This window comes from Plantibacter sp. M259, assembly GCF_006065115.1.
In the GTDB taxonomy this organism is placed as follows: Bacteria; Actinomycetota; Actinomycetes; order Actinomycetales; family Microbacteriaceae; genus Plantibacter; species Plantibacter auratus.
In genome coordinates, this window is sequence record NZ_CP040750.1 from 3785898 (window position 1) to 3808771 (window position 22874).

General features: G+C 69.4%; 18 protein-coding genes. 14 read left to right on the forward strand and 4 right to left on the reverse strand.

The genetic code is table 11. The annotated features are described in order from the left end of the window. The first annotated feature begins 31 nt into the window (after positions 1-31). A complete protein-coding gene (locus tag FGL15_RS17735; protein WP_138946898.1) occupies positions 32-1204 on the forward strand; it encodes a glycoside hydrolase family 3 N-terminal domain-containing protein in 1173 nt (390 codons plus the stop codon). Between the two features lie 105 nt (positions 1205-1309). Then, positions 1310-1864 (forward strand): YceI family protein, encoded by a 555-nt coding sequence (locus tag FGL15_RS17740; protein WP_079705738.1) that lies wholly within the window; start codon positions 1310-1312, stop codon positions 1862-1864. 62 nt (positions 1865-1926) lie between these two features. On the opposite strand, the gene FGL15_RS17745 is transcribed toward FGL15_RS17740, so the two are convergent. From FGL15_RS17745 to FGL15_RS17755, 3 genes are all read right to left on the reverse strand, one after another. Next, positions 1927-2967, reverse strand: a complete 1041-nt coding sequence (locus FGL15_RS17745; RefSeq protein ID WP_138946899.1) for an aromatic acid exporter family protein — start codon at positions 2965-2967, stop codon at positions 1927-1929. Between the two features lie 8 nt (positions 2968-2975). Next, on the reverse strand, positions 2976-3941 hold the full coding sequence (locus FGL15_RS17750; protein ID WP_085511052.1) for an App1 family protein: 966 nt from the start codon (positions 3939-3941) through the stop codon (positions 2976-2978). A 133-nt stretch (positions 3942-4074) separates the two neighbouring features. Then, positions 4075-4755: a DedA family protein gene (locus FGL15_RS17755; protein ID WP_138946900.1), complete on the reverse strand. Its 681-nt coding sequence runs from the start codon at positions 4753-4755 to the stop codon at positions 4075-4077. Between the two features lie 201 nt (positions 4756-4956). Between FGL15_RS17755 and FGL15_RS17760 the strand changes: the two genes are divergently transcribed. From FGL15_RS17760 to holA, 10 genes are all read left to right on the forward strand, one after another. Beyond that, positions 4957-6378, forward strand: coding sequence for a cytochrome ubiquinol oxidase subunit I (locus FGL15_RS17760; RefSeq protein ID WP_079003899.1), 1422 nt, complete (start codon positions 4957-4959; stop codon positions 6376-6378). 9 nt (positions 6379-6387) lie between these two features. Further along, positions 6388-7392, forward strand: a complete 1005-nt coding sequence (gene cydB / locus FGL15_RS17765) for a cytochrome d ubiquinol oxidase subunit II (protein ID WP_064295578.1) — start codon at positions 6388-6390, stop codon at positions 7390-7392. A gap of 9 nt (positions 7393-7401) precedes the next feature. Then, a complete protein-coding gene (gene cydD, locus FGL15_RS17770) occupies positions 7402-9108 on the forward strand; it encodes a thiol reductant ABC exporter subunit CydD (RefSeq protein WP_138946901.1) in 1707 nt (568 codons plus the stop codon). Then, positions 9101-10771 carry a thiol reductant ABC exporter subunit CydC gene (cydC, locus tag FGL15_RS17775; protein ID WP_138946902.1) on the forward strand — a complete coding sequence of 557 codons (1671 nt, stop codon included), beginning with the start codon at positions 9101-9103 and terminating at the stop codon, positions 10769-10771. Before cydD ends, cydC begins: the two co-directional genes overlap by 8 nt. After that, on the forward strand, positions 10771-12123 hold the full coding sequence (pabB, locus tag FGL15_RS17780; RefSeq protein WP_138946903.1) for an aminodeoxychorismate synthase component I: 1353 nt from the start codon (positions 10771-10773) through the stop codon (positions 12121-12123). Before cydC ends, pabB begins: the two co-directional genes overlap by 1 nt. A 116-nt stretch (positions 12124-12239) precedes the next feature. Further along, positions 12240-14801 (forward strand): leucine--tRNA ligase, encoded by a 2562-nt coding sequence (leuS, locus tag FGL15_RS17785; RefSeq protein ID WP_205858640.1) that lies wholly within the window; start codon positions 12240-12242, stop codon positions 14799-14801. A 143-nt stretch (positions 14802-14944) separates the two neighbouring features. Further along, the gene (locus FGL15_RS17790; protein ID WP_138946904.1) at positions 14945-15364 is read left to right on the forward strand and encodes a hypothetical protein; all 420 of its coding nucleotides are present in this window, start codon (positions 14945-14947) and stop codon (positions 15362-15364) included. 164 nt (positions 15365-15528) lie between these two features. Next, complete coding sequence (locus tag FGL15_RS17795; RefSeq protein WP_138946905.1) at positions 15529-16230, forward strand: helix-hairpin-helix domain-containing protein; 702 nt, start codon at positions 15529-15531, stop codon at positions 16228-16230. A 47-nt stretch (positions 16231-16277) separates the two neighbouring features. Then, a complete protein-coding gene (locus tag FGL15_RS17800) occupies positions 16278-18650 on the forward strand; it encodes a ComEC/Rec2 family competence protein (RefSeq protein WP_138946906.1) in 2373 nt (790 codons plus the stop codon). Between the two features lie 67 nt (positions 18651-18717). Further along, positions 18718-19773: a DNA polymerase III subunit delta gene (gene holA, locus FGL15_RS17805; RefSeq protein ID WP_071260815.1), complete on the forward strand. Its 1056-nt coding sequence runs from the start codon at positions 18718-18720 to the stop codon at positions 19771-19773. Between the two features lie 119 nt (positions 19774-19892). On the opposite strand, the gene rpsT is transcribed toward holA, so the two are convergent. Continuing rightward, positions 19893-20153: a 30S ribosomal protein S20 gene (gene rpsT, locus FGL15_RS17810; RefSeq protein ID WP_064295571.1), complete on the reverse strand. Its 261-nt coding sequence runs from the start codon at positions 20151-20153 to the stop codon at positions 19893-19895. 219 nt (positions 20154-20372) lie between these two features. Here rpsT and lepA point away from each other — a divergent pair, with 219 nt between their 5' ends. Both lepA and FGL15_RS17820 read left to right on the forward strand, forming a co-directional pair. Further along, positions 20373-22223 carry a translation elongation factor 4 gene (lepA, locus tag FGL15_RS17815; protein WP_079705746.1) on the forward strand — a complete coding sequence of 617 codons (1851 nt, stop codon included), beginning with the start codon at positions 20373-20375 and terminating at the stop codon, positions 22221-22223. After that, positions 22220-22864, forward strand: coding sequence for a DUF1990 family protein (locus FGL15_RS17820; protein WP_229938518.1), 645 nt, complete (start codon positions 22220-22222; stop codon positions 22862-22864). Before lepA ends, FGL15_RS17820 begins: the two co-directional genes overlap by 4 nt. Positions 22865-22874 lie beyond the last annotated feature (10 nt).

Genomic DNA, 22874 nt, shown 5'->3' on the forward strand with positions numbered 1-22874 from the left:
TGCGTGGAAGATCTGAGCCTAGAGTGGGCCGGTGCAGCTGGGACGACGAGGGTTTCTCGCAGTCGGCGCCTCGACGGCGGCGGGTGCCGTCCTCGGCCTGTCCGGGTGCACGGAGCCCGGATCCTCGAAGCCGTCGAGCCGCCCCACGAGCACGACTCCGGCTGTCGCCGACCAGCGTGCGGCCGCCGAACTCGCCGCGATGACCCTCGAACAGCGGATCGCATCCATGCTGATGCTCCACGCTCCAGGCACCGACCCGGGCACGCTCCGGGCATTCGTCGAGCGGTATCAGCCGGGCGGGTTCATCGTCATGGGCGACAACGTGCCGGGCCTCGCGGGGCTGCCCGCGGTGACGAGCGCCCTCAGCCCCGACCCGACCATGCCGCTGCTCATCGGCATCGACCAGGAGGGCGGCGATGTGCGGCGCATCGACGAGGACGTCTTCGCCGCTGCCGACACCCTGAAGTCGCAGCCGCCCGCTGCGAGCGAGGAGGCGTTCCGCCAACGAGCGGCCATGCTGGCCGATGCGGGCTGCACCGTGAACTTCGGCATCGTCGCGGACGAGACCGCCGATCCGACCTCCTTCATCTACGACCGTGCCCTCGGAACGACGCCGGACGCGTCGGCGGAGCGGGTGGCCGCGGCCGTCCACGGTGAGCGGGGTGCGGTGCTCAGCACCCTGAAGCACTTCCCTGGCCATGGACAGGCGCCGGGGGACTCCCACTCGACGGTCCCGACGACGGCCATCGGTGCCGCGGACTGGGCTGCGACCGATGCCCTGCCGTTCGTCGCCGGTATCGACGCCGGGGCCGAGGTCGTGATGTTCGGCCATCTGGTCTACTCAGCGGTCGACGCCGCACCGGCGACGCTGTCGGCTGCGTGGCACGAGCGCCTCCGGAACGACCTCGGCTTCACGGGCATCACCATCACCGACGACATGCTCATGCTGCAGCACACGGGTCTGCCGGAGTACCAGAACCCCTCGGAGAACGCCATCCGCGCCGTGGCCGCCGGCAGCACGATGCTGCTCTACGTCCTCGGGGCCGACCCGTCGTCGACCGGTGTCGACCCGGCCGTGCTCGTGGCCGACATCGCCGCCGCGGTCCGGTCCGGGAGGGTTCCGGAGTCGACGGTCGCCGATGCGGCGCACCGACTGCTGCGCGTCCGGCTCGGCCTGCCGTCGCTCCGGCCGATGTCGCGCTGATGTCGGTGAGGAGAATTTCTCGGGGATGCGGGAATAGCTCCCAGGTCCGTGCGTTTGAATAGAACGTGGCGCGAGCGCGCCGCACATCGACGCAAGGAGTACCGCATGACCGACACCCTGACGATTCCCGGCTACAAGGTTGGCACCTGGGAGGTCGACGCCACGCACAGCGAGGTCGGCTTCAGCATCCGCCACATCATGGTCTCGAAGGTCAAGGGCAAGTTCGAGCGCTTCAACGCGACGTTCGTCACGCCGGAGAACCCCCTCGAGACGAAGATCACCGCGTCCGCCGAGGTCGCATCGATCAACACGAACCAGGCCGACCGCGACGGTCACCTCCGCACCGGCGACTTCTTCGACGCCGAGACCTACCCGACGATCGACTTCGTCTCGACCGGCGCCCGCGCCAAGGGCGACGACTTCCTCGTGGACGGCGACCTCACGATCAAGGGCGTGACCAAGCCCGTCACCTTCACCGTCGAGTTCGGCGGCTTCGCGACCGACCCCTACGGCAACTACAAGTTCGGCGCCACGGCGACCACCAAGATCAACCGCGAGGACTTCGGCCTCACCTACAACGCGGCGCTCGAGACCGGCGGCGTGCTGCTCGGCAACGACGTCACGATCACCATCGAACTGCAGGCCGCGCACCAGGCGTAGTCCCAGGACGTCGAAGGGCCGGTGGAGCATCGCTCCACCGGCCCTTCGTGTATCCGGCCGACTCAGGTCGGCTCGCCGACGATCTCGTCGCGCACGCGACGGAGGTCCTCCATGAGCGATCCGATGAGGATCCAGTGCTGGGGGTGCGGGCGGGCGATCACGAGGGGAGCGGTCAGCGCCGGGATCTCCGCGGTCTCGGTCGGCGGCTCGTCGGACGCGGCACGATCGTTCACCAGCAGCCTGAGGTCGTGGGCCGCCCGTGCGAGCTCGACGGCGATGTCCGCCACCGTCGGCTCCTCGTGCAGGGTCGGGTCGTCGTGGTCGTGCACTGAACGCGCCATACCGAGGGTCCTCGTGACCACCGGCTCCAGTCGGCGCAGCAGCATGCGCTGACGGTCGAGCTCGTCTCGGTGCCTCGATCGACGCGGGTTGAGCAGCAGGCTGTCATCGCCTTCCTTCACCGCGGCGATCGCCCGGTCTCGCAGGGGCTTCAGCGCCCGAGCCTCTTGGAGCAGTGCCACCAGCTCCGCGTCCGAGTTCGCACGCGTGAGGGACGTGGCGAGATGGTCCAGGGTGTCGGCGCACGCGAGCGCGAGGGTGGTCACCGCCGCCTTCGCGGGGGCGAGGAGGACCGGTGCGACGAGGACGACGTTGACGAGGAGTCCGATGCCCGCACCGAGCACGGTCTCGACGATCCGCGCGACCGCGTAGTCCGGGGTCGCGGCGCCGATCGACAGCACCAGCATCGCGCTGATCGGGATCTGGTTCGCGGATCCGGGCCCGAGGCGGAGGACCCATCCGAGCAGGATGGAGATGACGATCGCCAGGAGCACGATCCAGGCGGAGTGTCCGAAGACGATCCCGATGGCCGTCGCGAGGATGACGCCGGTGATGACCCCGAGGCTGCGCTCGAGCGCCTTCCCGAACGACTGGTTGACGCTCGGCTGCACCACGAGGATCGCCGCGATGGCCGCGAAGACCGGGAGCTGGCCCGGGATGATCGTGATCGCGACGATCCAGGACGCGACGGCGGCCAGCGCCGTCTTCAGCACCTGGAGCAGGGGCAGTCGTGATCTGATGCGCAGGACGGGGACGACGGACATCGGTGCCGTCAGAGCTTGTCGTGGAGCTGGTCGAGCAGTTCCGCGCCGTTCCCCGCGTAGACCCAGGGGGCACCCTCGTGCTGGGCGCCGACCTTCGAGCGCCCCCCGGCGAGGACCGCCTCACCGGGGGAGAGCTGACGGATCGCCACGGCGGCGACGCGGTCGGGGTGGCGTTCCTCGAAGCTCCGGTAGAGGGCTTCGTCGTGCTGTCCGTCGTCGCCGACGAGCAGCCACCGCAGACGCGGGAAGTCCTCGGCGAACCGGTCGAGGTTGTTGCGCTTGTGCTCGCGACCGCTGCGGAAGAACCGGTCGTGCGTCGGGCCCCAGTCGGTGAGAAGGAGGGCGCCGGCGGGGTAGAGGTTGCGGGAGAGGAACCGGGTGAGCGTCGGCGCGACGTTCCAGGCGCCGGTGGAAAGGTAGATGATCGGCGAACCGGGGTGCTCACGCGCCGTGCGCTCGAGGAAGACCGCCATGCCGGGCACCGGTGTCCTGGCGTGCTCGTCGAGGACGAAGGTGTTCCAGGCCGCGACGAGTGGGCGGGGGAGCGCCGTCACCATCACCGTGTCGTCGATGTCGGAGACGATGCCGAACTCGATGTCGTCGGCGACGATGAAGACCGGCGCTTCCACCGGGTCGCTGCCCTCCGAACTCAGTCTGAGGGTGTGCCAGCCGGGGGTGAGGGACACCTGGACCACCGCGTCGACCACGCCGCCTCGGTCGCCCGTGACCGTGTGACGCTGCCCGTCGACCTCCACCTCGACCGTCGGGTCGGCGATGCTCAGCGCGAAGAAACTCTTCCAACCACGTACCTTCTGCTGCGGTTGGACGGTGGTCTTGCCGGGTTCCGCCAGGACGACCCTGGCCAGGACACGGATCCACGACGTCGATCCGTAGCCGGTGAAGGGGATGATCGCCGCTTCACGTCCGTGCCGCCTCGCACGACGCTGGCGGCGCAGCTGGACGGCGTCCTCCATCCGTGCGGCGAAGTGCCGGATCTGCTCGGCGGCGTCGGAGGAGGCCGTTGGACGATCGTCGGATGCCTTCACCCGTTCAGTCTGTCATGCCGGTGCGTCCGGCCCGCCGTCTCGCGGCGATGACGGTGGTCTGCTACTCGGGCGTCGAGGCGTCGTCGGGAGGTGTCGCGTCCTCCTGGGCGAGCATGTGTCGCTCCTCGCTCCGCTGGAGGAGTCGCTTCACGACGAGGACCACGACGGCGAAGACGACGATGATGCCGACGAAGACGTAGCCCGCCCAATGGAGGCGGTCCGACAGCTCGCGATAGCTGCCCGCGGCCAGTGCGCCGACGGAGACGTAGGCCGAGGACCAGATGATGCAGGCGGGCAGTGTCCAGGAGATGAACCGCCGATAGCTCATCGTGCTCATTCCGACGGTGAGCGGGATCAACGAGTGCAAGACCGGGAGGAACCGCGAGATGAAGACGGCTATGCCGCCCCGCCGGTCGAGATAGCGCTCAGCACGGGCCCAGTGGCGCTCGCCGATGCGGCGGCCGAGTCGGCTGGCACGGATGCGCGGGCCGAACCAGCGGCCGAGCGCGAACCCGACGGACTCGCCGATGAGCGCTCCGGTGATGACGACGAGGATCATCGAGATCCACTGGACGGGTCCGACGACGGCGGTGCTGGCGACGATGACGACCGTGTCGCCCGGGACGACGAGGCCGACGAGGACCGAGGTCTCGAGCATGATGCCGACGCCGGCGAGGATCGTGCGCGTCACGGGGTCGACGCTCTGCACCAGGTCGAGGAGCCAGCCGAGCACGTCGTTCACGGATCGAAGCCTAGTGCGGCAGGTGTGGGACGGGCTCCGAAACCCCTGTTAGGACACCCTTGGATGTGTGGTCTGACCACAGGCGCAAATTCGGGTACGATTGGTGTCGACGACATGGATCGAAGCCACGGGGATGACCACCCCGATCGGGCCGCACCTGCGCCGCCTTCCCTGGATGCCGCGAAAAATGGAGTGTTCATCGTGAACGACCTTCTCGACCCGCTACTGCTGTCCCGCTGGCAGTTCGGCCTCACCACCGTCTACCACTTCATCTTCGTGCCGCTCACCATCGGCATGGCCGTGACGGTCGCCGGGTTCCAGACCGCTTGGGTCCGGACCGGCAAGCTGCACTACCTGCAGCTCACGCGGTTCTTCGGGAAGATCTTCCTCATCAACTTCGCCATGGGCGTCGTGACGGGCATCGTCCAGGAGTTCCAGTTCGGCATGAACTGGTCCACCTACTCCAGGTTCGTCGGCGACGTCTTCGGCGCACCGCTGGCACTCGAGGGCCTGCTCGCGTTCTTCCTCGAGGCGACGTTCATCGGACTCTGGATCTTCGGCTGGGACAAGCTGTCACCGAAGCTCCACCTCGCCACCATCTGGATCGTGGCGCTCGGCACCGTGCTGTCGGCCTACTTCATCATCGCGGCGAACGCCTTCATGCAGAACCCGGTCGCCTTCCGGATCAACGAGGAGCGCGGCCGCGCCGAGCTCACGAACATCTGGGAGCTGCTGACCAACAAGGTCGCCCTGGCCGCCTTCCCGCACACGATCTTCGCGTGCTTCATGGTCTCCGCAGCCGTCATCATCACCGCCGCCGCCTGGCACCTCGCCCGGGGCCAGCACGTCGAGGCGATGCGCCCGGCGCTCAAGGTCGGTGCGTGGAGCATGCTTCTCGCGGGTGGTGCCACCATGCTCGCCGGCGATCAGCTCAGCCTGGCCATGGTCGAGACCCAGCCGATGAAGATGGCGGCTGCGGAGGCGATGTACAACACGGCGAGCGGTGCCGACGCCTCCTTCTCGATCTTCACCCTCGGCACGCCCGACGGCGTCCACGAGCTCTTCTCGATCCGCATCCCGTACCTCCTGTCGTTCCTCTCGACCCACACCTTCGACGGCACGGTGGAGGGCATCAACGACCTGCAGGCGCAGTACACCCAGCTCTACGGTCCGGGCGACTACTCGCCCGTCATCTGGGTCACCTACTGGGCGTTCCGCTGGATGATCGGTCTCGGCCTCGCCTCGATGCTCGTCGCGGCCGCCGGTCTCTGGTTCACCCGCAAGGGCCGCGAGCCGAAGCGCTGGATGTGGCGCGTCGCGGTCTGGGCCGTCCCGATGCCGTTCCTCGCCATGACCATGGGCTGGGTCTTCACCGAGATGGGCCGCCAGCCGTGGATCGTCTTCAGCCTGTTGAAGACGGAGGACGCGGTCTCGCCGAACACCACCGGCCTCGACGTCCTGATCTCGCTGATCGCCTTCACCGTCGTCTACGGGTCGCTGCTCGTCGTCGAGTTCGGACTCCTGAAGAAGACGATCAAGGCCGGGCCCGACCCGATCGAGCTGTCCGAACCCGACGAGGACGGCGTGCAGAAGCCCGCCGCCCCCGCGACCACGGTCTACTAGGAGCGCATCATGGACCTCACGATTCTCTGGTTCTGGATCATCGCCGCACTGTTCGTCGGCTACTTCGTCCTCGACGGCTTCGACTTCGGCGTCGGCATGACGATCCCCTTCCTCGGGAAGGACGAGACCGACCGCCGGATGCTCATCAACACCATCGGGCCGGTCTGGGACCTCAACGAGACCTGGCTGATCGTCGCCGGGGCGAGCCTCTTCGCCGCGTTCCCCGAGTGGTACGCGACCCTGTTCAGCGGCTTCTACCTCCCGCTGCTGTTCATCCTGCTCGCGCTCATCATCAGAGGGGTGTCGTTCGAGTACCGGCACCAGCGGCCGGAAGCCTCCTGGAAACGGCGCTTCGACCTCATGATCATCGTGGGCTCGGCCTTGCCGGCCTTCCTCTGGGGCGTCGCCTTCGCGAACATCGTCCAGGGCGTCCCGCTCGATGCCGACCACAACTTCACCGGCACGCTCTTCACCCTGCTCAACCCGTACGGCATCCTCGGGGGTCTCACGACGCTCGTGCTCTTCTTCGCCCACGGAGCCGTGTTCGCCTCGCTGAAGACCGAGGGCGACATCCGCGAGCGCGCCCGCCGCCTCGCGAGCCGAGCCGGGCTCGTCGCCATCCTCCTCGCCGCGTCGTTCCTCGGGTGGACCGTCCTCGCGCACTTCTCGCTCCCGGTGCTGATCCTCGCGGCCATCGCCGCGGTCTCGCTCATCAGCGCCTGGTTCGCGAACAGCCGAGGGCTGGAAGGCCGTGCGTTCGCGCTCATGGCCGTGACCGTCGCCGCGGCCGTGCTCACCCTGTTCACCGCGCTCTTCCCAGCGGTGATGCCGGCGAGCAACGACCCGGCGAACAGCCTGACGATCGCGAACGCCTCCTCGACGGAGTACACCCTCACGGTGATGTCGTGGACCGCCCTGATCTTCCTGCCGCTGATCCTCGCCTACCAGGGATGGACGTACTGGGTGTTCCGCAAGCGCATCACGCGGAAGCACATCGAAGCCGCCGCGCACTAACCTGTCATCGTGCGCCCCCTCGATCCGCGACTGCTCCGCTATGCCCGCGGAGCCCGGTCGATCCTCGGACTCGGCGCGGTCATCGCGCTCGTCCAGACCGCCTGCACGCTCGGGTTCGCGTGGTTCGTCGCCCAGCTCGTGTCCCGGTCGATCGCGGGGGATCCGGTCGAGGAGCTCCTGCCGTCGCTCTGGCTGCTGATCGGCATCGTGGTGCTGCGTGCCGGGACCGTCCTGGCATCCGACTCGGTGAACGCCCGTGGCTCCGCGATCGTCCGCAGTCAGTTGCGGCGGGCCCTCGCCGGCGCGTTCGAGACGCTCGGGCCGGGGTGGGTCTCGCGTCGGAGCTCAGCTTCACTGACGACCGTGGCGGGCCGCGGGCTCGACGCCCTGGACGCGTACTTCGGTCGCTATGTCCCGCAGCTCATCCTCACGGCGATCGCCATGCCGATCATCGCGGCGGTGATCTTCATCCAGGACCCGCTCAGCGGCATCACGGTGATCGTGACGCTCCCGCTCATCCCCGTCTTCATGATCCTCATCGGATTCGCGACCCAGGCGGTGCAGCGGCGCCAGTGGGAGACCCTGGCCCACCTGTCGCGCGGGTTCCTGGAGCTCGTCGCGGGCATGGCGACCCTCAAGCTGTTCGGACGGCAGCACCGGCAGGTGCAGCGGATCCGAACCGTCACCGAGGAGTACCGCGTCGAGACCATGAAGGTCCTGCGGTTCTCGTTCGTGAGCGGCTTCGCCCTCGAACTGCTGTCGAGTCTCGCCGTCGCCGTGGTCGCGGTCGGCATCGGCCTACGCCTCCTCGACGGCTCGCTCCTCCTCGGAACGGGGCTCTTCGTCCTGATCCTGGCCCCGGAGGCCTTCCTGCCACTGCGGAACGTCGGTGCGAACTACCACGCGGCCGCGGAGGGCGTCACCGCCGCCGACGAGGTCTTCGAGATCCTCGACGAAGCCAAGGCCGCGCGCGAATCGCCGTCGGCTCCTGATCAGGTCGGCGATTCGGCAACGGTCGGCGACTCCGCTCGCCGGACGTCTGGCCTGGTACTCGACGGTCTCGGCGTGCAGCACGACGAGCTGCGGGTGCTGGACGGCCTCGACGTGACGTTCCCGGCCGGCGTGGTGACGGCTGTCGTCGGCGCCAGCGGAGCTGGGAAGACGAGCATGGCGTCGGCGATCCTCGGATTCGTGGACGCCACCGGATCGATCCTGCACGACGGCGGACGCGTGCCGCCCACGCCCGGCGGACGACGCTGGCTGTCGTGGGCGCCGCAGCGACCGGTCCTCATCGCGGGGACGGTCGGCAGCAACGTCGCGTTGGGCGATGACGCACCCGACGAGGCGCTCATCGTCGAGGCGTTGTCGGCACTCGGGCTGTCCGCGCTGCCGCTCGGACACCCCATCGGCGCGGTCGGCGACGGCGTGAGCGGTGGGCAGGCGCAACGGATCGCGATCGCGAGGGCCCTCTACCGGCTGCGGCGCACCCCGGCGGATGCCGGCACGCCGGTGCTGCTGCTCGACGAACCGAGTTCGGCGCTCGACGCCGCGTCCGAGGCGCTCGTCATCGACGCCGCGCGCGACGCCGCTCGGGCCGGGGCGGCCGTCATCGTCATCACCCACCGACCGTCGATCGTCGAACACGCGGATGCCGTGCTCGAGATCCGCGTGCGGTCGGAACGCGTCCAGGACGACGAGGTGATGCTCCATGGATGAGCGCGTCCGACAGATCATCCGACTGGCGCAGCCGCCGGCGCGCCGCTTCGTCCCTGGACTCCTGGCCGGCATCCTCTCCGCGGGGGCCGCCGTCGCCCTCCTCGCTTCGAGCGCGTTCCTCATCACGAAGGCCGCCGAGCAGCCCTCGATCGTCGAGCTGGGTGTCGCCGTCGTCGGGGTGCGCGCGTTCGCGCTGGCCCGGGCGTCCTTCCGGTACCTCGAACGCCTGCTCAGCCACGACGCTGCATTCCGTCAATTGGCGCAGCTGCGCGCCGGCATGATCGAACGCGTCATCCCGGTGGCTCCCGACGGACTGCAGATCACCGGCCGGGGCGACCTCCTCACCCGCCTGGTGACCGATGTGGACGAGCTGCAGAACGTGCCGTTGCGGATCGTCCAACCACTGGTGGTCTCGGGTGTCGTCGCCGGAGCCTCCGTCATCCTCACGACCGCGCTGCTCCCGGCCGCCGGGATCGCGCTCGCGGTCTGCCTCGTCGCGGCGTTCCTCGTCTCGTGGTTGCTCGTGAGTCGGGTGGCGGCGCGCGCCGAACGCGAACTCGCGCCGCTGCGCGGTGCGCTGTCGGAAGCCCTGCTCGAGCTCGTGACCGGTCTCGACGTGCTGACCGCTTACGGCGCGGTCGACGCCGCGCGGGCACGGATCGAACATGCCGACGCGGCACTCACACATGCGATGGTGCGGCGGGCCGCGGGCGCCGGGGTTGCCGGCGCCGTCCTCTCCCTGGCTTCCGGGGCGTCCGTCGTCGCGGCGCTCTGGGCAGGCATGCCGGCGCTGGGAACGATCGGCGGCCCCGCGCTCACCGTGATCGTCCTCGTCCCGCTCGCCGTGTTCGAGGTCTGCGCGATGGTGCCCCTCGCGTTCGGGGCCTGGCGGGAAGCGGTCGCGAGTGCCGAGCGCGTGGCGGACGCGGTCCCGAGTGAGCGCCCCGACGAGATCCCGGACGAGTACACCGGCGGCATCCTCACGCCGACCTTCGACGGCGTCATGCTCGAGGCGGAGCACCTCAGCGCACGGTGGCCCGGGAGTACGGTGGCGGCTCTCGCGCCGATCAGCTTCCGGCTGTCGGCCGGCGACCGGTTGCTCGTCGAAGGTGACAGCGGAGCCGGGAAGACCACCCTGGCGCACGCTCTCGTCCGCTTCCTCGAGTACGAGGGTGTGTACCGCGTCGGCGGTGTCGAGGCACGCGACCTCCGCCCGGACACGCTGCGCGAGTCGGTCGGGCTCGTCGAGCAGCGTCCGTTCCTCTTCGACGCCGACATCCGCCAGAACCTCCTCTTCGCCAGGGACACGGCCGACGACGCCGAGCTCGAGGCCGTGCTGGAACGGGTCGGGCTCTCGTCCTGGCTCGCCGAGCGCGGCGGGCTCGACCGCCCGGTGGGGGAGCACGGCGCGCTCATCTCCGGGGGGCAGGCGCAACGCATCGCCCTCGCCCGTGCGCTCCTCCGCGAGTTCCCCGTGCTCGTGCTCGACGAGCCGACCGCCAACGTCGATCCCGAGCGCGCGACCGCCCTGCTCGAGGACCTGCTCGGTGTCGCGGGATCCGAGGGTCGTGCGGTCATCGTGATCTCGCACACGCCGGTTCCCGACAGCCTGGTGACCGGTCGCCTCCGGATCGTCGCGCCGCCGATCGCGGCCGTCGGCTGATGCGATCCGCCGGAGCACGCCGGCAGGTCGTCCTCCCGGCCTGGTCCGAGCCGGAGGACGTCTACCGACGCGTGTTCGCTGACGAGCCCTGGGCGGCCTGGTTGGATTCGGGTCAGGACGCCCGGACCGGCGTCAGCCTCATCGGACGCGGGACGGAACGCCTCGTGGCGGACGTCCGGCTCGGCACGGTGGAGCGCGTCACCCCGGTGGCAGCCTCGGTCGACCGGACGACGATCCTCGACGCCCTCCGCACGGTGCGCGCGGACGATGACCCGGGCGATTGGGTCGGGTGGTTCGGCTACGAGTCGGGGGCAGGGCTCGTCGGGGTTCCTGCACACGCGGCGGCCTCCCCGGACGCGCTCTTCCTGCGCCTCGACGATCAGGTGCGGTTCGACCATGCGGCGCGGACGGTCACGGTCTCGTCGGACGATCCCGACTGGATCGCGACGACCGTCGAGCGGCTCAGCACGGCGGCCGAGCCTCCTCCCGTGACCGAGGCGGCCGGCGGGGTCTGCGCGCCCCGGCACAGCGATGCCGCGTACCTGCGGCTCGTCGAGCGGTGCCAGGAGCACATCACCCGCGGGGACGCCTACCAGCTGTGCTTGACGAACCACCTGCGCGTCGACGGCGTCCACGACCCGCTTGCGACCTATCTGCGGCTGCGCAGGACGAGTCCCACGCACCACGGCGGCTTCCTCCGGTTCGGTTCGATCAGTCTCGCGAGCGCGTCTCCGGAGCAGTTCCTCGAGGTCTCGGCAGACGGCCGCGTCCGGACGAAGCCGATCAAGGGGACCCGGCCGAGAGGTGCCGATCCCGATGAGGACGCCCGCCAGCGCGCCGACCTGCTGGCGAGTCCCAAGGAGCGCGCGGAGAACCTCATGATCGTCGATCTGATGCGGAACGACCTCTCCCGGGTCTGCGAGCTGGGTTCCGTGGCGGTCACGGCGCTCCATCACGTCGAGAGCTACCCGCAGGTGCACCAACTCGTCAGCACCGTCGAAGGACGGTTGCGCACAGGACTGGACGCACTCGACGTCGTCGAGGTCGCATTCCCGGCCGGATCGATGACCGGGGCCCCGAAACGCCGGGCGATGGAACTGCTGCACGACCTCGAGGCGGGACCGCGCGGGGTGTACGCCGGTGCCTTCGGCCTGCTGGCCGCGGACGGATCGATGGACCTCGCCATGGTCATCCGCTCGATCGTGATCGATCCGCAGGGTGCGTCGATCGGCACGGGTGGTGGCATCACGGCGCTGTCCGACGCCCGGGAGGAGCTCGAGGAGACGTGGACCAAGGCGGCGGCCCCGCTGGCGGCACTCGGCGTCGGACGTCCGCCTGCCGAATCCCGGTAGGCTTGACCGTTGGACGGAGCGCCTTCGTGCGCTCCAGCCCGTCCATCCTGCGGCCGAGCGCCGTGCGAGCAACCCACGGGATTCCACCCCCAGCACCTGCAGTGATTGAGAGTGACGTGTCAGACGAGCGCAACACCGACGACCGCCGAGACGGCGAGCGGTACGACTTCCAGGCGATCCAGGAGAAGTGGCTTCCCGTCTGGGACGAGCTGAAGCCCTTCGCAGCAGGCGAGCCTGCCGACAAACGTCCGCGCAAGTACGTGCTCGACATGTTCCCGTACCCCTCGGGCGACCTGCACATGGGTCACGCCGAGGCGTTCGGCTTCGGCGACATCGTCGCGCGGTACTGGCGTCACCAGGGCTTCAACGTCCTGCACCCGATCGGCTGGGACTCGTTCGGGCTCCCCGCCGAGAACGCCGCCATCCAGCGCGGTGTCGACCCGCGCGAGTGGACCTACGCGAACATCGCGCAGCAGAAGGCCAGCTTCCGTCAGTACGGCCCCTCGTTCGACTGGGACCGCGAGCTCCACACGAGCGACCCCGAGTACTACCGGTGGAACCAGTGGCTGTTCCTCCAGTTGTTCGAGAAGGGCCTCGCGTACCGCAAGGCGAGCCCCGTCAACTGGTGCCCGAACGACCAGACCGTGCTCGCGAACGAGCAGGTCGTCGACGGACACTGCGAGCGCTGCGGCGCCGAGGTGACGAAGAAGAAACTCACCCAGTGGTACTTCCGCATCACCGACTACGCCGACCGCCTGATCGACGACCTCAACCAGCTCGAGGGCACCTGGCCGGCCAAGGTCCTCAGCATGCAGCGGAACTGGATCGGTCGATCCAACGGTGCGGACGTCTCGTTCTCCATCGAAGGTCGTGCCGAGCCGGTCTCCGTGTACACGACCCGACCCGACACGCTGTACGGCGTGACGTTCATGGTCGTGGCGCCCGACTCGGAGCTCGCAGCCGAGCTCGTCGCCGACACCTCCGACGAGGTCAAGGGGCGCTTCCAGGCCTACCTCGACAGCGTCAAGGGTGAGAGCGAGATCGCTCGGCTCGCGACCGACCGCCAGAAGACCGGCGTGTTCCTCGAGCGCTACGCGATCAACCCGCTGAGTGGCGAGCGCCTGCCGATCTGGGCGGCCGACTACGTCCTGGCCGACTACGGTCACGGGGCGATCATGGCGGTTCCCGCGCACGACCAGCGCGACCTCGACTTCGCGCGGGCGTTCGACCTGCCCGTGCGCGTCGTGGTGGACACCACCCAGCCCGTCACCGGTGCCATCCCGATCATCGTCGACGGTGAGCTGCCGGAGGACCTCCCGTCGATCGATCCCGCCAAGACGGGCGTCGCGCTGACCGGCGACGGTCGCCTGACGAACTCCGGCCCCTTCGACGGCCTGAGCAAGGCGAACGCGATCCCGAAGGTCACGGCTGCGCTCGCATCGAGCGGCCTCGGCGCGAAGACGAAGAACTACCGCCTCCGCGACTGGCTCATCTCGCGACAGCGCTACTGGGGCACGCCGATCCCGATCATCCACTGCGACGCCTGTGGCGAGGTGCCGGTCCCCGAGGACCAGCTCCCCGTGCGACTGCCGGATGCCGCAGGTCTCGACCTGCGTCCGAAGGGCATGAGCCCCCTCGCGGCGGCTGAGGACTGGATCAACGTGGACTGCCCGTCGTGCGGGAAGCCTGCGAAGCGTGACTCCGACACGATGGACACCTTCGTCGACAGCTCGTGGTACTTCCTCCGGTTCCTGAACCCGACCTCCGACGAGATCGCGTTCGACCCGAAGGAGGCCGACAAGTGGGCCCCGGTCGACCAGTACGTCGGCGGTGTCGAGCACGCGATCCTGCACCTGCTCTACTCGCGGTTCATCACGAAGGTCCTGTTCGACCTCGGCAAGGTCGGCTTCACCGAGCCCTTCAGCGCGCTCCTCAACCAGGGCATGGTCATCCTCGACGGTTCGAAGATGAGCAAGAGCAAGGGCAACCTGGTGGAGTTCGCCCAGGAGCTGCGGTCGTACGGCGCCGACGCCCTGCGCGTCACGATGGCGTTCGCGGGTCCTCCAGAGGACGACATCGACTGGGCGGACGTCTCGCCGGCCGGGTCGGCCAAGTTCCTGGCACGCGCCTGGCGGGTCGCGCACGACGTCACCAGCTCGCCCGACGTCGCCTGGAAGGACGGCGACGAGAAGTTGCGGAAGGTCACGCATCACTTCCTCGCGGAAGCTCCCGGGCTCATCGAGGCAGGCAAGTTCAACGTTGTCGTGGCACGGCTCATGGAGCTCGTCAACGCGACGCGGAAGGCGATCGACGCCGGGCCCGGCGCGGGCGACCCCGCCGTGCGTGAGTCCGCCGAGGTGACGGCCATGGCGCTCGACCTCTTCGCGCCGTTCACCGCCGAGGACATGTGGGCCAAGCTCGGCTACCAGCCGTCGATTTCGCTGGTGCCGTGGCGGAAGGCCGACCGGTCGCTGTTGGTCGAGGACCAGGTGACCGCGGTGGTCCAGGTCGACGGCAAGGTCCGCGACCGGCTCGAGGTGTCGCCGAAGATCTCCGGCGAGGAGCTCGAGCAGCTTGCACGCGCGAGTGCGGCCGTGCAGCGTTCCGTGGGCGACCGCGAGATCGTCAATGTCGTGGTGCGCGCCCCGCGCGTGGTGAGCATCGCCACGAAGGGCTGACGCGGTTCGGGGGCGGGCCCGGTGGCCTGCCCCGAACGCGCTCGGGGCAGGCCATCGAGTCGGACCCGTGTCCCATCCGATGGCAGTCTGTTCTCAGAACGGGTCCTGAGCGGTTGCCTGTGCTTCCTCGGTAGCATGACCGGGTGACCGCTCTCGCCCCATCAGTACGAACGCTCCGCGTGTTCCAGATCCTGTGGGTGATCGGCTTCCTGATCGGAACGACCACGCACACCGCGGATCTGATCCTCGGCGGGTTGGACGTCTACGGCGGCTTCCCGCCCGGCGTCCGGCTGTTCTGGGTGACGCTCACGGTCTTGGACCCCATCACCGCTGTGCTGATCATCCTTCGACGGCGCGCCGGCATCGTGCTCGGCATCGCGGTGATCGTCGCCGACATCGCCGTGAACTGGACCGTCTTCGTTCTGCTCGGCGGACTCTCGTGGTTCGGCGTCATCAATCAGAGCCTGTTCGCGGTCCTCATCCTCGCCACGGCTCGCCTCCTGTGGATCTGGTTCGGGCGATCTTCGACACGAGCGCGGGCCGACGCGGCCAGAGCGGCCTGACCGCCCCCGATCGGAAGATGACCGGTCAGCACCGAGGCGCTCGGTCAGCTGACCGATCCTGCATCCCCCGTGAACGCGCTCCACAGGGGCGGGCGCGGCGTGCTCGGTGCCCATGGCGACGGCGAGCGTGTGGTGCGGGGTGTCCGGGCTCGTAGCGTTCGAGGATGACCATCGAACCGGAACCCACGTCCCACCCGGTGCCGTCCAGGCGTTCGTCGACGCGCCGTTTGCTCGGTGAGCTACCGCGCCCGGAGTTCCGTGCCGGGGCGGTCGTCGTGCTGGTGATCGCGGCCCTCGTCGTCGCCATCCTCGTCTCGCTGTTCACCTCAGGCGGGGCGGTCAGGACGATCGGTGGGGCGGAGCTGTCTGCTGACGCGAGCCCCGTGCCCGCCGCGACACCGGGATCGACCGCGCCCGCCGGCTCGGCGACGGGGGAGCTCTTCGTCCATGTGCTCGGAGCGGTCGCGGCCCCTGGTGTCTACCGGCTGCCGGACGGATCACGTGCGTTCGATGCGGTGGCCTCCGCCGGCGGCCTCCTGCCGGAAGCGGACACCAGCGCCGTGAACCTCGCACGGTTCGTGAACGACGGCGAGCAACTGTACGTCCCGGTGGTCGGCGAGGTGCCACCTGGCGGAGGCGCGAGCGGGTCGGCTGCCGGGAGTCCGTCCGGCTCCCAGCTCGTCAACGTGAACACGGCATCCGCCGCCGAACTCACCGCACTCCCGCGGATCGGGGAGGCCTTGGCCGCGCGCATCATCGCCTGGCGGGAGGCGAACGGCCCGTTCGCCACCCTCGACGACCTGAGTGCGGTCGAAGGCATCGGCGCGAAGACCCTCGAGGGGCTTCGCGCGGCGGCGACGGTGTGACCGCACACGCGGCCTCCGGACCGACATCCGGGCGAGATGAGCGCGCGATGCGGTTCCCACGCCTGCTCATCCCGGCGGCAGCCACCTGGGTGGGTGCGGCCGTCTACTGCGGGGCTCCAACGCTGGCCTCGGGCGCGGTACTGGTCGCGTTCCTCGTCGCCTCCGCCTGTCTCGTGTGCGGCACGGTCGTCCGGCGTCGCCTTCTGGAGCATCACCCTGTGGAGGGTCGCACAGGGTCCGTCCTCATCACGACGCTCTGGCTCTGCGCATGCTCCGCGGCGCTGTTCGGCATGGTCGCCGCGTCGATCGGCGCACGCGCGCCTGACCGGCAGCCGGAGGCTCTGCTCGAGCTCGGGAGCACGCCCGTGACCGCCGAGGTCGTGGTGACCGGCGACGCCGTGCCCACCGGTTCGGTCACGGCGGGGTCCGGCATCCGCTTCGCGGCCGACCTCGTGACGGCCAGTCGAGGCCACAGCATCCTGGAGCGCCTCTGGGTGCCGGTCCTCGTCTTCGCACCGGACCCGGCGGATCGGGCGCCGAGGATCGGCGAGCGCTGGCGCGTCGACGGCTCGCTCCGCTGGAATGCACCGGGTGATGCGCGGGCAGCGCTGCTCTTCGCACGGGAGGGACCCGAGCTGCTGGGGGAGCCGCCGGCGATCCTCGACTGGTCGGCGTCGCTCCGTTCCGGCCTCGTCGGGCTCGTGTCCGACCTGCCCGGGCCGGGTGGGGAGCTGTTGCCAGGCCTCGCGATCGGCGATGTCAGCCAGGTGAGTGACGCGGTCACGGAGTCGATGCAGCGCAGTTCACTCTCGCACCTGACGGCCGTGTCCGGAGCGAACTGTGCGGTCATCGTGTGGCTCGTCAGCACGGCGGTCGCGGCAGTCGGTGGTGGACGGAAGCTCAGGATCTCGTGTGCCCTGCTGTGCCTCGTCGCCTTCGTGGTCCTCGTGACGCCCCAACCGAGCGTGCAACGGGCGGCACTCATGGCTGCCTTCGTCCTGGTGATGGGCGGCTTCGGGCGGCCGATCCGGGGCCTCGCCGCGCTGTCGTTGGCGGTGGTCGTGCTCCTCGTCGCCGACCCCTGGCTGGCCGGGCAGTACGGTTTCGGGCTCTCGGTGCTCGCCACCAGCGGTCTGCTGCTCCTGAGCGGACCCCTCACGGACCTGCTGGGCAGGTGGCTGCCGCGAGGGATCGCGGCCCTCATCGCCATCCCGGCAGCCGCCCAGCTCGCCTGCCAGCCGATGCTCGTCCTCCTCGATCCGGCGATCCAGCTGGGTGGCGTCCCCGCGAACCTGCTCGCTGGCCCTGCCGCCGCGCCCGCGACCATGCTCGGGCTGCTCGCCTGCCTGCTGGTCCCGTTCGCACCACCGCTCGCGCTGCTCGTCGCGTGGCTCGGGTGGGTGCCCGCGACGTGGATCGCCGCGGTGGCCCGGTGGTTCGAGGGCGTCCCCGCTGCGCGGGTGCCCTGGCCGGAGGGGCCACTCGGCGTTGTGCTCGTCACCGTGCCGACGGTCCTGATCGCCACGCTCCTGCTGTTCCGTGGGGATCTGCCCCCGCGGTGGTCGAGGACGATCGGGGTGGCGGTGGTCGTGGCGCTCGTGGCACTGTGCGGTCGTGCGGTCGGGGACGGACTCGGCCCGGCCCTGCATCGACCGGGCGACTGGATCGTCGCCGCCTGCGACGTCGGTCAGGGCGACGCGGTCCTCCTGCGACAGGGCGCCGCCACCGCCTTGGTCGACGCCGGGCCCGATCCCGAACCGCTCCGCGCGTGCTTGGACGAACTCGGGGTGTCCCGCATCGAGCTGCTCGTCCTCACCCATTACGACCTCGACCACGTCGGAGGCCTCGACGCGGTCGTCGGCAGGGTCGACGAGGTGCTGCTCGGGCCGGTCGACGACCCGGAGGACGAGCGCATCGCCCGAGTGCTCCGAGCGGCCGGTGCCGAGGTGCGACAGGCCGGCGCCGGGGACCAGGGGGTGCTGGGGGATCCGGAGAGCGCGGCGCCGTGGCGCGTCCTGTGGCCGGACCCCGCGGCAGGCGGCGTCGAACCGGGCAATGATGCGAGCGTGGTGATCAGGTTCGACCTCCTCGCCGCATCGGTGCTGCTGCTCGGCGACCTCGGTGAGGAGGCACAGGACCGGCTGCTCGGACGGCACACACTCGGGGACGCGGTCGACATCGTCAAGGTGTCGCATCACGGTTCCGCCGATCAGAGCGACCGCCTGGCGCGGCGGGTCGGTGCGACCGTTGCGCTCGTCTCCGTCGGGGCCGACAACGGCTACGGGCACCCGACGCGCTCAGCGCTCGAGCTGTACGAGGCCACCGGGGCCGAGGTCCTCCGCACGGACGAGTCGGGGACCATCGTCCTCGGCCCAGGCGACGGCGGCGGGTTCCGCGTGTGGTCGGAGCGCGGCGGGTGAGCTGCCGTCCCCGACCCGCCTGGCGTCGGCGGTCGCCGGTAGACTCGGACGGTCGAGAGGAGCCGCTGTGGCTGCACCACGTTCCGCCGGTCGCGGCAAGGCCAAGACGGCGGCCAAAGCCTCGGCGGCGATCCCGCAGCTCGGATGGTCGGAGATCCGCCCGGCGCCGATCGTGTTGGTGTCCGGCACGGAGTCCTTCCTCGCCGACCGGGCGATCCGCCGGTTGCGCGACTTCCTCGTCTCCGAAGACCCCTCGCTCGAGGTCAACGATGTCGCCGCCGACAGCTACGCCCCGGGGGAGTTGCTCACGGTCGCGAGCCCGTCGCTCTTCGGCGAGCCCCGGCTCGTCCGCGTCAGCCAGGTCGAGAAGTGTTCCGATCAGTTCCTCACCGAAGCCATCCGGTATCTCGAAGCACCGCCGGAGGGCGCCTACCTCGTGCTGCGGCACAACGGAGGCGTGCGCGGCAAGAAGCTGCTCGACGCCATCCGCTCAGGCACCGGTGGCGGTGTCGAGATCGTCTGCACCGAACTCAAGCGGGACAGCGACAAGGCCGACTTCGCCGCAGCGGAGTTCAAGACGGCGGGTCGTCGCATCACGCCCCAGGCGCTCCGGGCACTCGTCGGAGCCTTCTCCGACGACCTCGCCGAGCTCGCAGCCGCGTGCAGTCAGCTCATGGCCGACGCGTCCGAGGAGATCACCGAGCAGACGGTCAACAAGTACTACGGCGGTCGACTCGAGACGAGCGCGTTCGACGTCGCCGACGCCGCGATCGCCGGACGACACGGGGAGGCGCTGCTCGCCCTGCGGCAGGCGCTCGACTCGGGTGCCGACCCCGTGCCGATCGTCGCCGCGTTCGCGATGAAGATCCGCACGATGGCCAAGGTGTCGTCGGCACGCGGCGGGTCCGGGCAGATCGCCCAGCAGTTCGGCCTCGCGCCGTGGCAGGTCGACCGCGCTCGTCGGGACCTGTCCGGCTGGACGGACGCGGGCATCGGCCGCGTGGTGCAGATGCTCGCCGAGACCGACGCCGGCGTGAAGGGCGCGAGCCGCGACCCGGTGTTCGCGCTCGAGCGGCTCGTCGGCGTCATCGCGGCACGCGGGGTCGATCTGTCGGAGCGGTAGCCCGCCGAGCTGGCCGTGGTGGTGGGCGGGATGCCCTTCGACAAGCTCAGGGACCGAGCGGGGAACGCGAAAGGCCCCGCACGTTCCGAGGAACGCCGGGGCCTTGCAGCTGGTGTTGCTTAGAGCGCGTTGACCTGCTTGGCGATGGCCGACTTGCGGTTCGCTGCCTGGTTCTCGTGGATGACGCCCTTGCTCACGGCCTTGTCGAGCTTCTTCGAGGCGAGCTTGAGTGCGGACTCAGCCTGAGCCTTGTCGCCGGCGACGACGGCCTCACGGGTTGCGCGGATGGCGGTCTTCAGCTGGCTCTTGACGGCCTTGTTGCGCTCGTTGGCCTTCTTGTTGGTGCCGATGCGCTTGATCTGCGACTTGATGTTTGCCACGTTGGGTCAACTTTCGGTTCGAGGAAATGATGTTCGGTGCCGTCGGACGGAAGAGGGCGTCTTCAAGCGAGTTCTCGTGTGGTCTCAACTCACACGCAAGCCAACAGGCAACATTACCAGTCGGGCTGAGTTCTGGCAATCCAGGGTACCGCAGCACGGGTGCTCCCCGCCGTGGGACAATGAGGGTTGCCCGATTCCACCCCTGACCCCGAGGAACGCGTGAGCCCCCAAGCAGTGAAGGCCCTCGAGCCGGCATCGACCGACCCGGCGTTCATCCGGAACTTCTGCATCATCGCCCACATCGACCACGGCAAGTCGACCCTGGCGGACCGCATGCTGCAGATCACCGGCGTCGTCTCGGACCGCGACATGCGGGCGCAGTACCTCGACCGCATGGACATCGAGCGCGAGCGCGGCATCACCATCAAGAGCCAGGCCGTGCGCATGCCGTGGTCGCTCAACGGTGAGACCTTCGCGCTCAACATGATCGACACCCCCGGGCACGTCGACTTCACCTACGAGGTCTCGCGGTCGCTCGCCGCCTGCGAGGGCGCGATCCTCCTCGTCGACGCCGCACAGGGCATCGAGGCGCAGACACTCGCGAACCTCTACCTCGCCCTCGAGAACGACCTCGAGATCATCCCGGTGCTCAACAAGATCGACCTCCCGGCGGCAGACCCCGACAAGTACGCGAAGGAGCTCGCGAGCCTCATCGGCGGCAAGCCCGAAGACGTCCTGCGGGTGTCCGGCAAGACCGGTATGGGTGTCGAGGAACTCCTCGACCGCGTCGTCGGCCGCATCCCGAACCCAGTGGGCGACCCGGACGCACCCACGCGTGCCATGATCTTCGACTCCGTCTACGACACCTACCGTGGCGTCGTCACCTACGTCCGCATGATCGACGGCCAGCTGAGTCCGCGTGAGCGCATCCAGATGATGTCGACGCGCGCGGTGCACGACCTCCTCGAGATCGGCGTCAGCTCGCCGGAACCGACGCCCACGAAGGGCCTCGGCGTCGGTGAGGTGGGCTACCTCATCACGGGCGTGAAGGACGTCCGGCAGTCGAAGGTCGGCGACACCGTCACGACGGCGGTGAAGCCGGCGACCGACGCCCTCCCGGGCTACACCGACCCGAAGCCGATGGTCTTCTCCGGTCTGTACCCGATCGACGGCAGCGACTACCCGATCCTCCGCGACGCTCTGGACAAGCTGAAGCTCTCCGACGCCTCGCTGAACTACGAGCCGGAGACGTCCGTCGCCCTCGGCTTCGGGTTCCGTGTCGGCTTCCTCGGCCTCCTGCACCTCGAGATCGTGACCGAGCGGCTGCAGCGCGAGTTCGACCTCGACCTCATCGCCACCGCGCCGTCGGTCACCTACGAGGTGAAGACGGAGGACAAGCAGGTCGTCACCGTCACGAACCCGAGCGAGTTCCCCTCCGGCAAGATCCTCGAGGTGTCGGAGCCGATGGTCAAGGTGGGCATCCTCGCCCCCAAGGACTACGTCGGCACCATCATGGAACTCTGCCAGAGCCGTCGAGGCGCGCTGCTCGGCATGGAGTACCTCGGCGAGGACCGCGTCGAGCTGCGGTACACGATGCCGCTCGGTGAGATCGTCTTCGACTTCTTCGACCACCTGAAGAGTCGCACGCAGGGGTACGCGTCGCTCGACTACGAGCCCTCCGGCCAGCAGGCCGCCGACCTCGTGAAGGTCGACATCCTGCTGCAGGGCGACCAGGTCGACGCGTTCAGCGCCATCGTCCACCGCGAGAAGGCGTACGCCTACGGCGTGCTCATGACCGAGCGCCTGAAGAAGCTCATCCCGCGCCAGCAGTTCGAGGTGCCGATCCAGGCTGCCATCGGTGCGCGGATCATCGCCCGCGAGTCGGTCCGTGCCATGCGCAAGGACGTCCTGGCCAAGTGCTACGGCGGTGACATCACCCGCAAGCGCAAGCTCCTCGAGAAGCAGAAGGAGGGCAAGAAGCGGATGAAGATGGTCGGCAAGGTCGAGGTGCCTCAGGAGGCGTTCATCGCAGCGCTCTCCGGGGACGTGGAGACGAAGGACAAGAAGTGAACGCACGACGCAGTTCGTTCGAGGACGAAGCGGTCGACTACGCGGCCGTCGGTGCCACCCAGCGGACCGACCTCATGCAGTACCCGCCGGAAGGCTACGTGCCGTCGGAGGACGAGTTCCGCCTCGGGAGCGGCGAGGAGCGGTTCGCCCTCGCGAGCAGCGCCCTCCTCACCTGGGGACTGCACCGCTCGAGCGGCGTGGAGATCTCCGAGGTGCACCCCGGCACGGGCGTGCAGTACGGCGGCATCGCCTTCGCCGAGGACGGTACGCCGCTGGAACCCATCGAGACGCACCAAGAGCAGCGCTTCGCCGAGGACGGCACGCCGTTCATCACGCCGGGCACGACGGTCGTCTTCGCCGGCACCGTCGGCGGGGAACCGCTCGTCGGGCCGCATCGCGTCATCTCCGTCACCGAGGAGCCGGGTCACGTGAGCCTGGCCATCGGCACGATGGAAGGCGATCCGGAGAGCGGTGAGCAGTCCTTCACGATCGAGCAGCGCGAGGACGACTCCGTCTGGATCGTCGTGCGCTCGTTCTTCCGCCCGACGAAGGGTGCCGCGAAGCTCGTCGGCTCCAAGCGCCGCCGCAAGACCATGAACGACGCCTACCTCCGCGCACTCCTGCCGTCGCGCGGCGTCTGAGCGACGGACC

What these genes read in the sequence shown, in the direction of transcription:
- FGL15_RS17740 (WP_079705738.1), top strand. Translation starts at nt 1,310, where the DNA reads ATGACCGACACCCTGACGATTCCCGGCTACAAGGTTGGCACCTGGGAG.
- FGL15_RS17745 (WP_138946899.1), bottom strand. Translation starts at nt 2,967, where the DNA reads ATGTCCGTCGTCCCCGTCCTGCGCATCAGATCACGACTGCCCCTGCTC.
- FGL15_RS17750 (WP_085511052.1), bottom strand. Translation starts at nt 3,941, where the DNA reads ATGGAGGACGCCGTCCAGCTGCGCCGCCAGCGTCGTGCGAGGCGGCAC.
- cydB (WP_064295578.1), top strand. Translation starts at nt 6,388, where the DNA reads ATGGACCTCACGATTCTCTGGTTCTGGATCATCGCCGCACTGTTCGTC.
- cydC (WP_138946902.1), top strand. Translation starts at nt 9,101, where the DNA reads ATGGATGAGCGCGTCCGACAGATCATCCGACTGGCGCAGCCGCCGGCG.
- pabB (WP_138946903.1), top strand. Translation starts at nt 10,771, where the DNA reads ATGCGATCCGCCGGAGCACGCCGGCAGGTCGTCCTCCCGGCCTGGTCC.
- FGL15_RS17795 (WP_138946905.1), top strand. Translation starts at nt 15,529, where the DNA reads ATGACCATCGAACCGGAACCCACGTCCCACCCGGTGCCGTCCAGGCGT.
- FGL15_RS17800 (WP_138946906.1), top strand. Translation starts at nt 16,278, where the DNA reads ATGCGGTTCCCACGCCTGCTCATCCCGGCGGCAGCCACCTGGGTGGGT.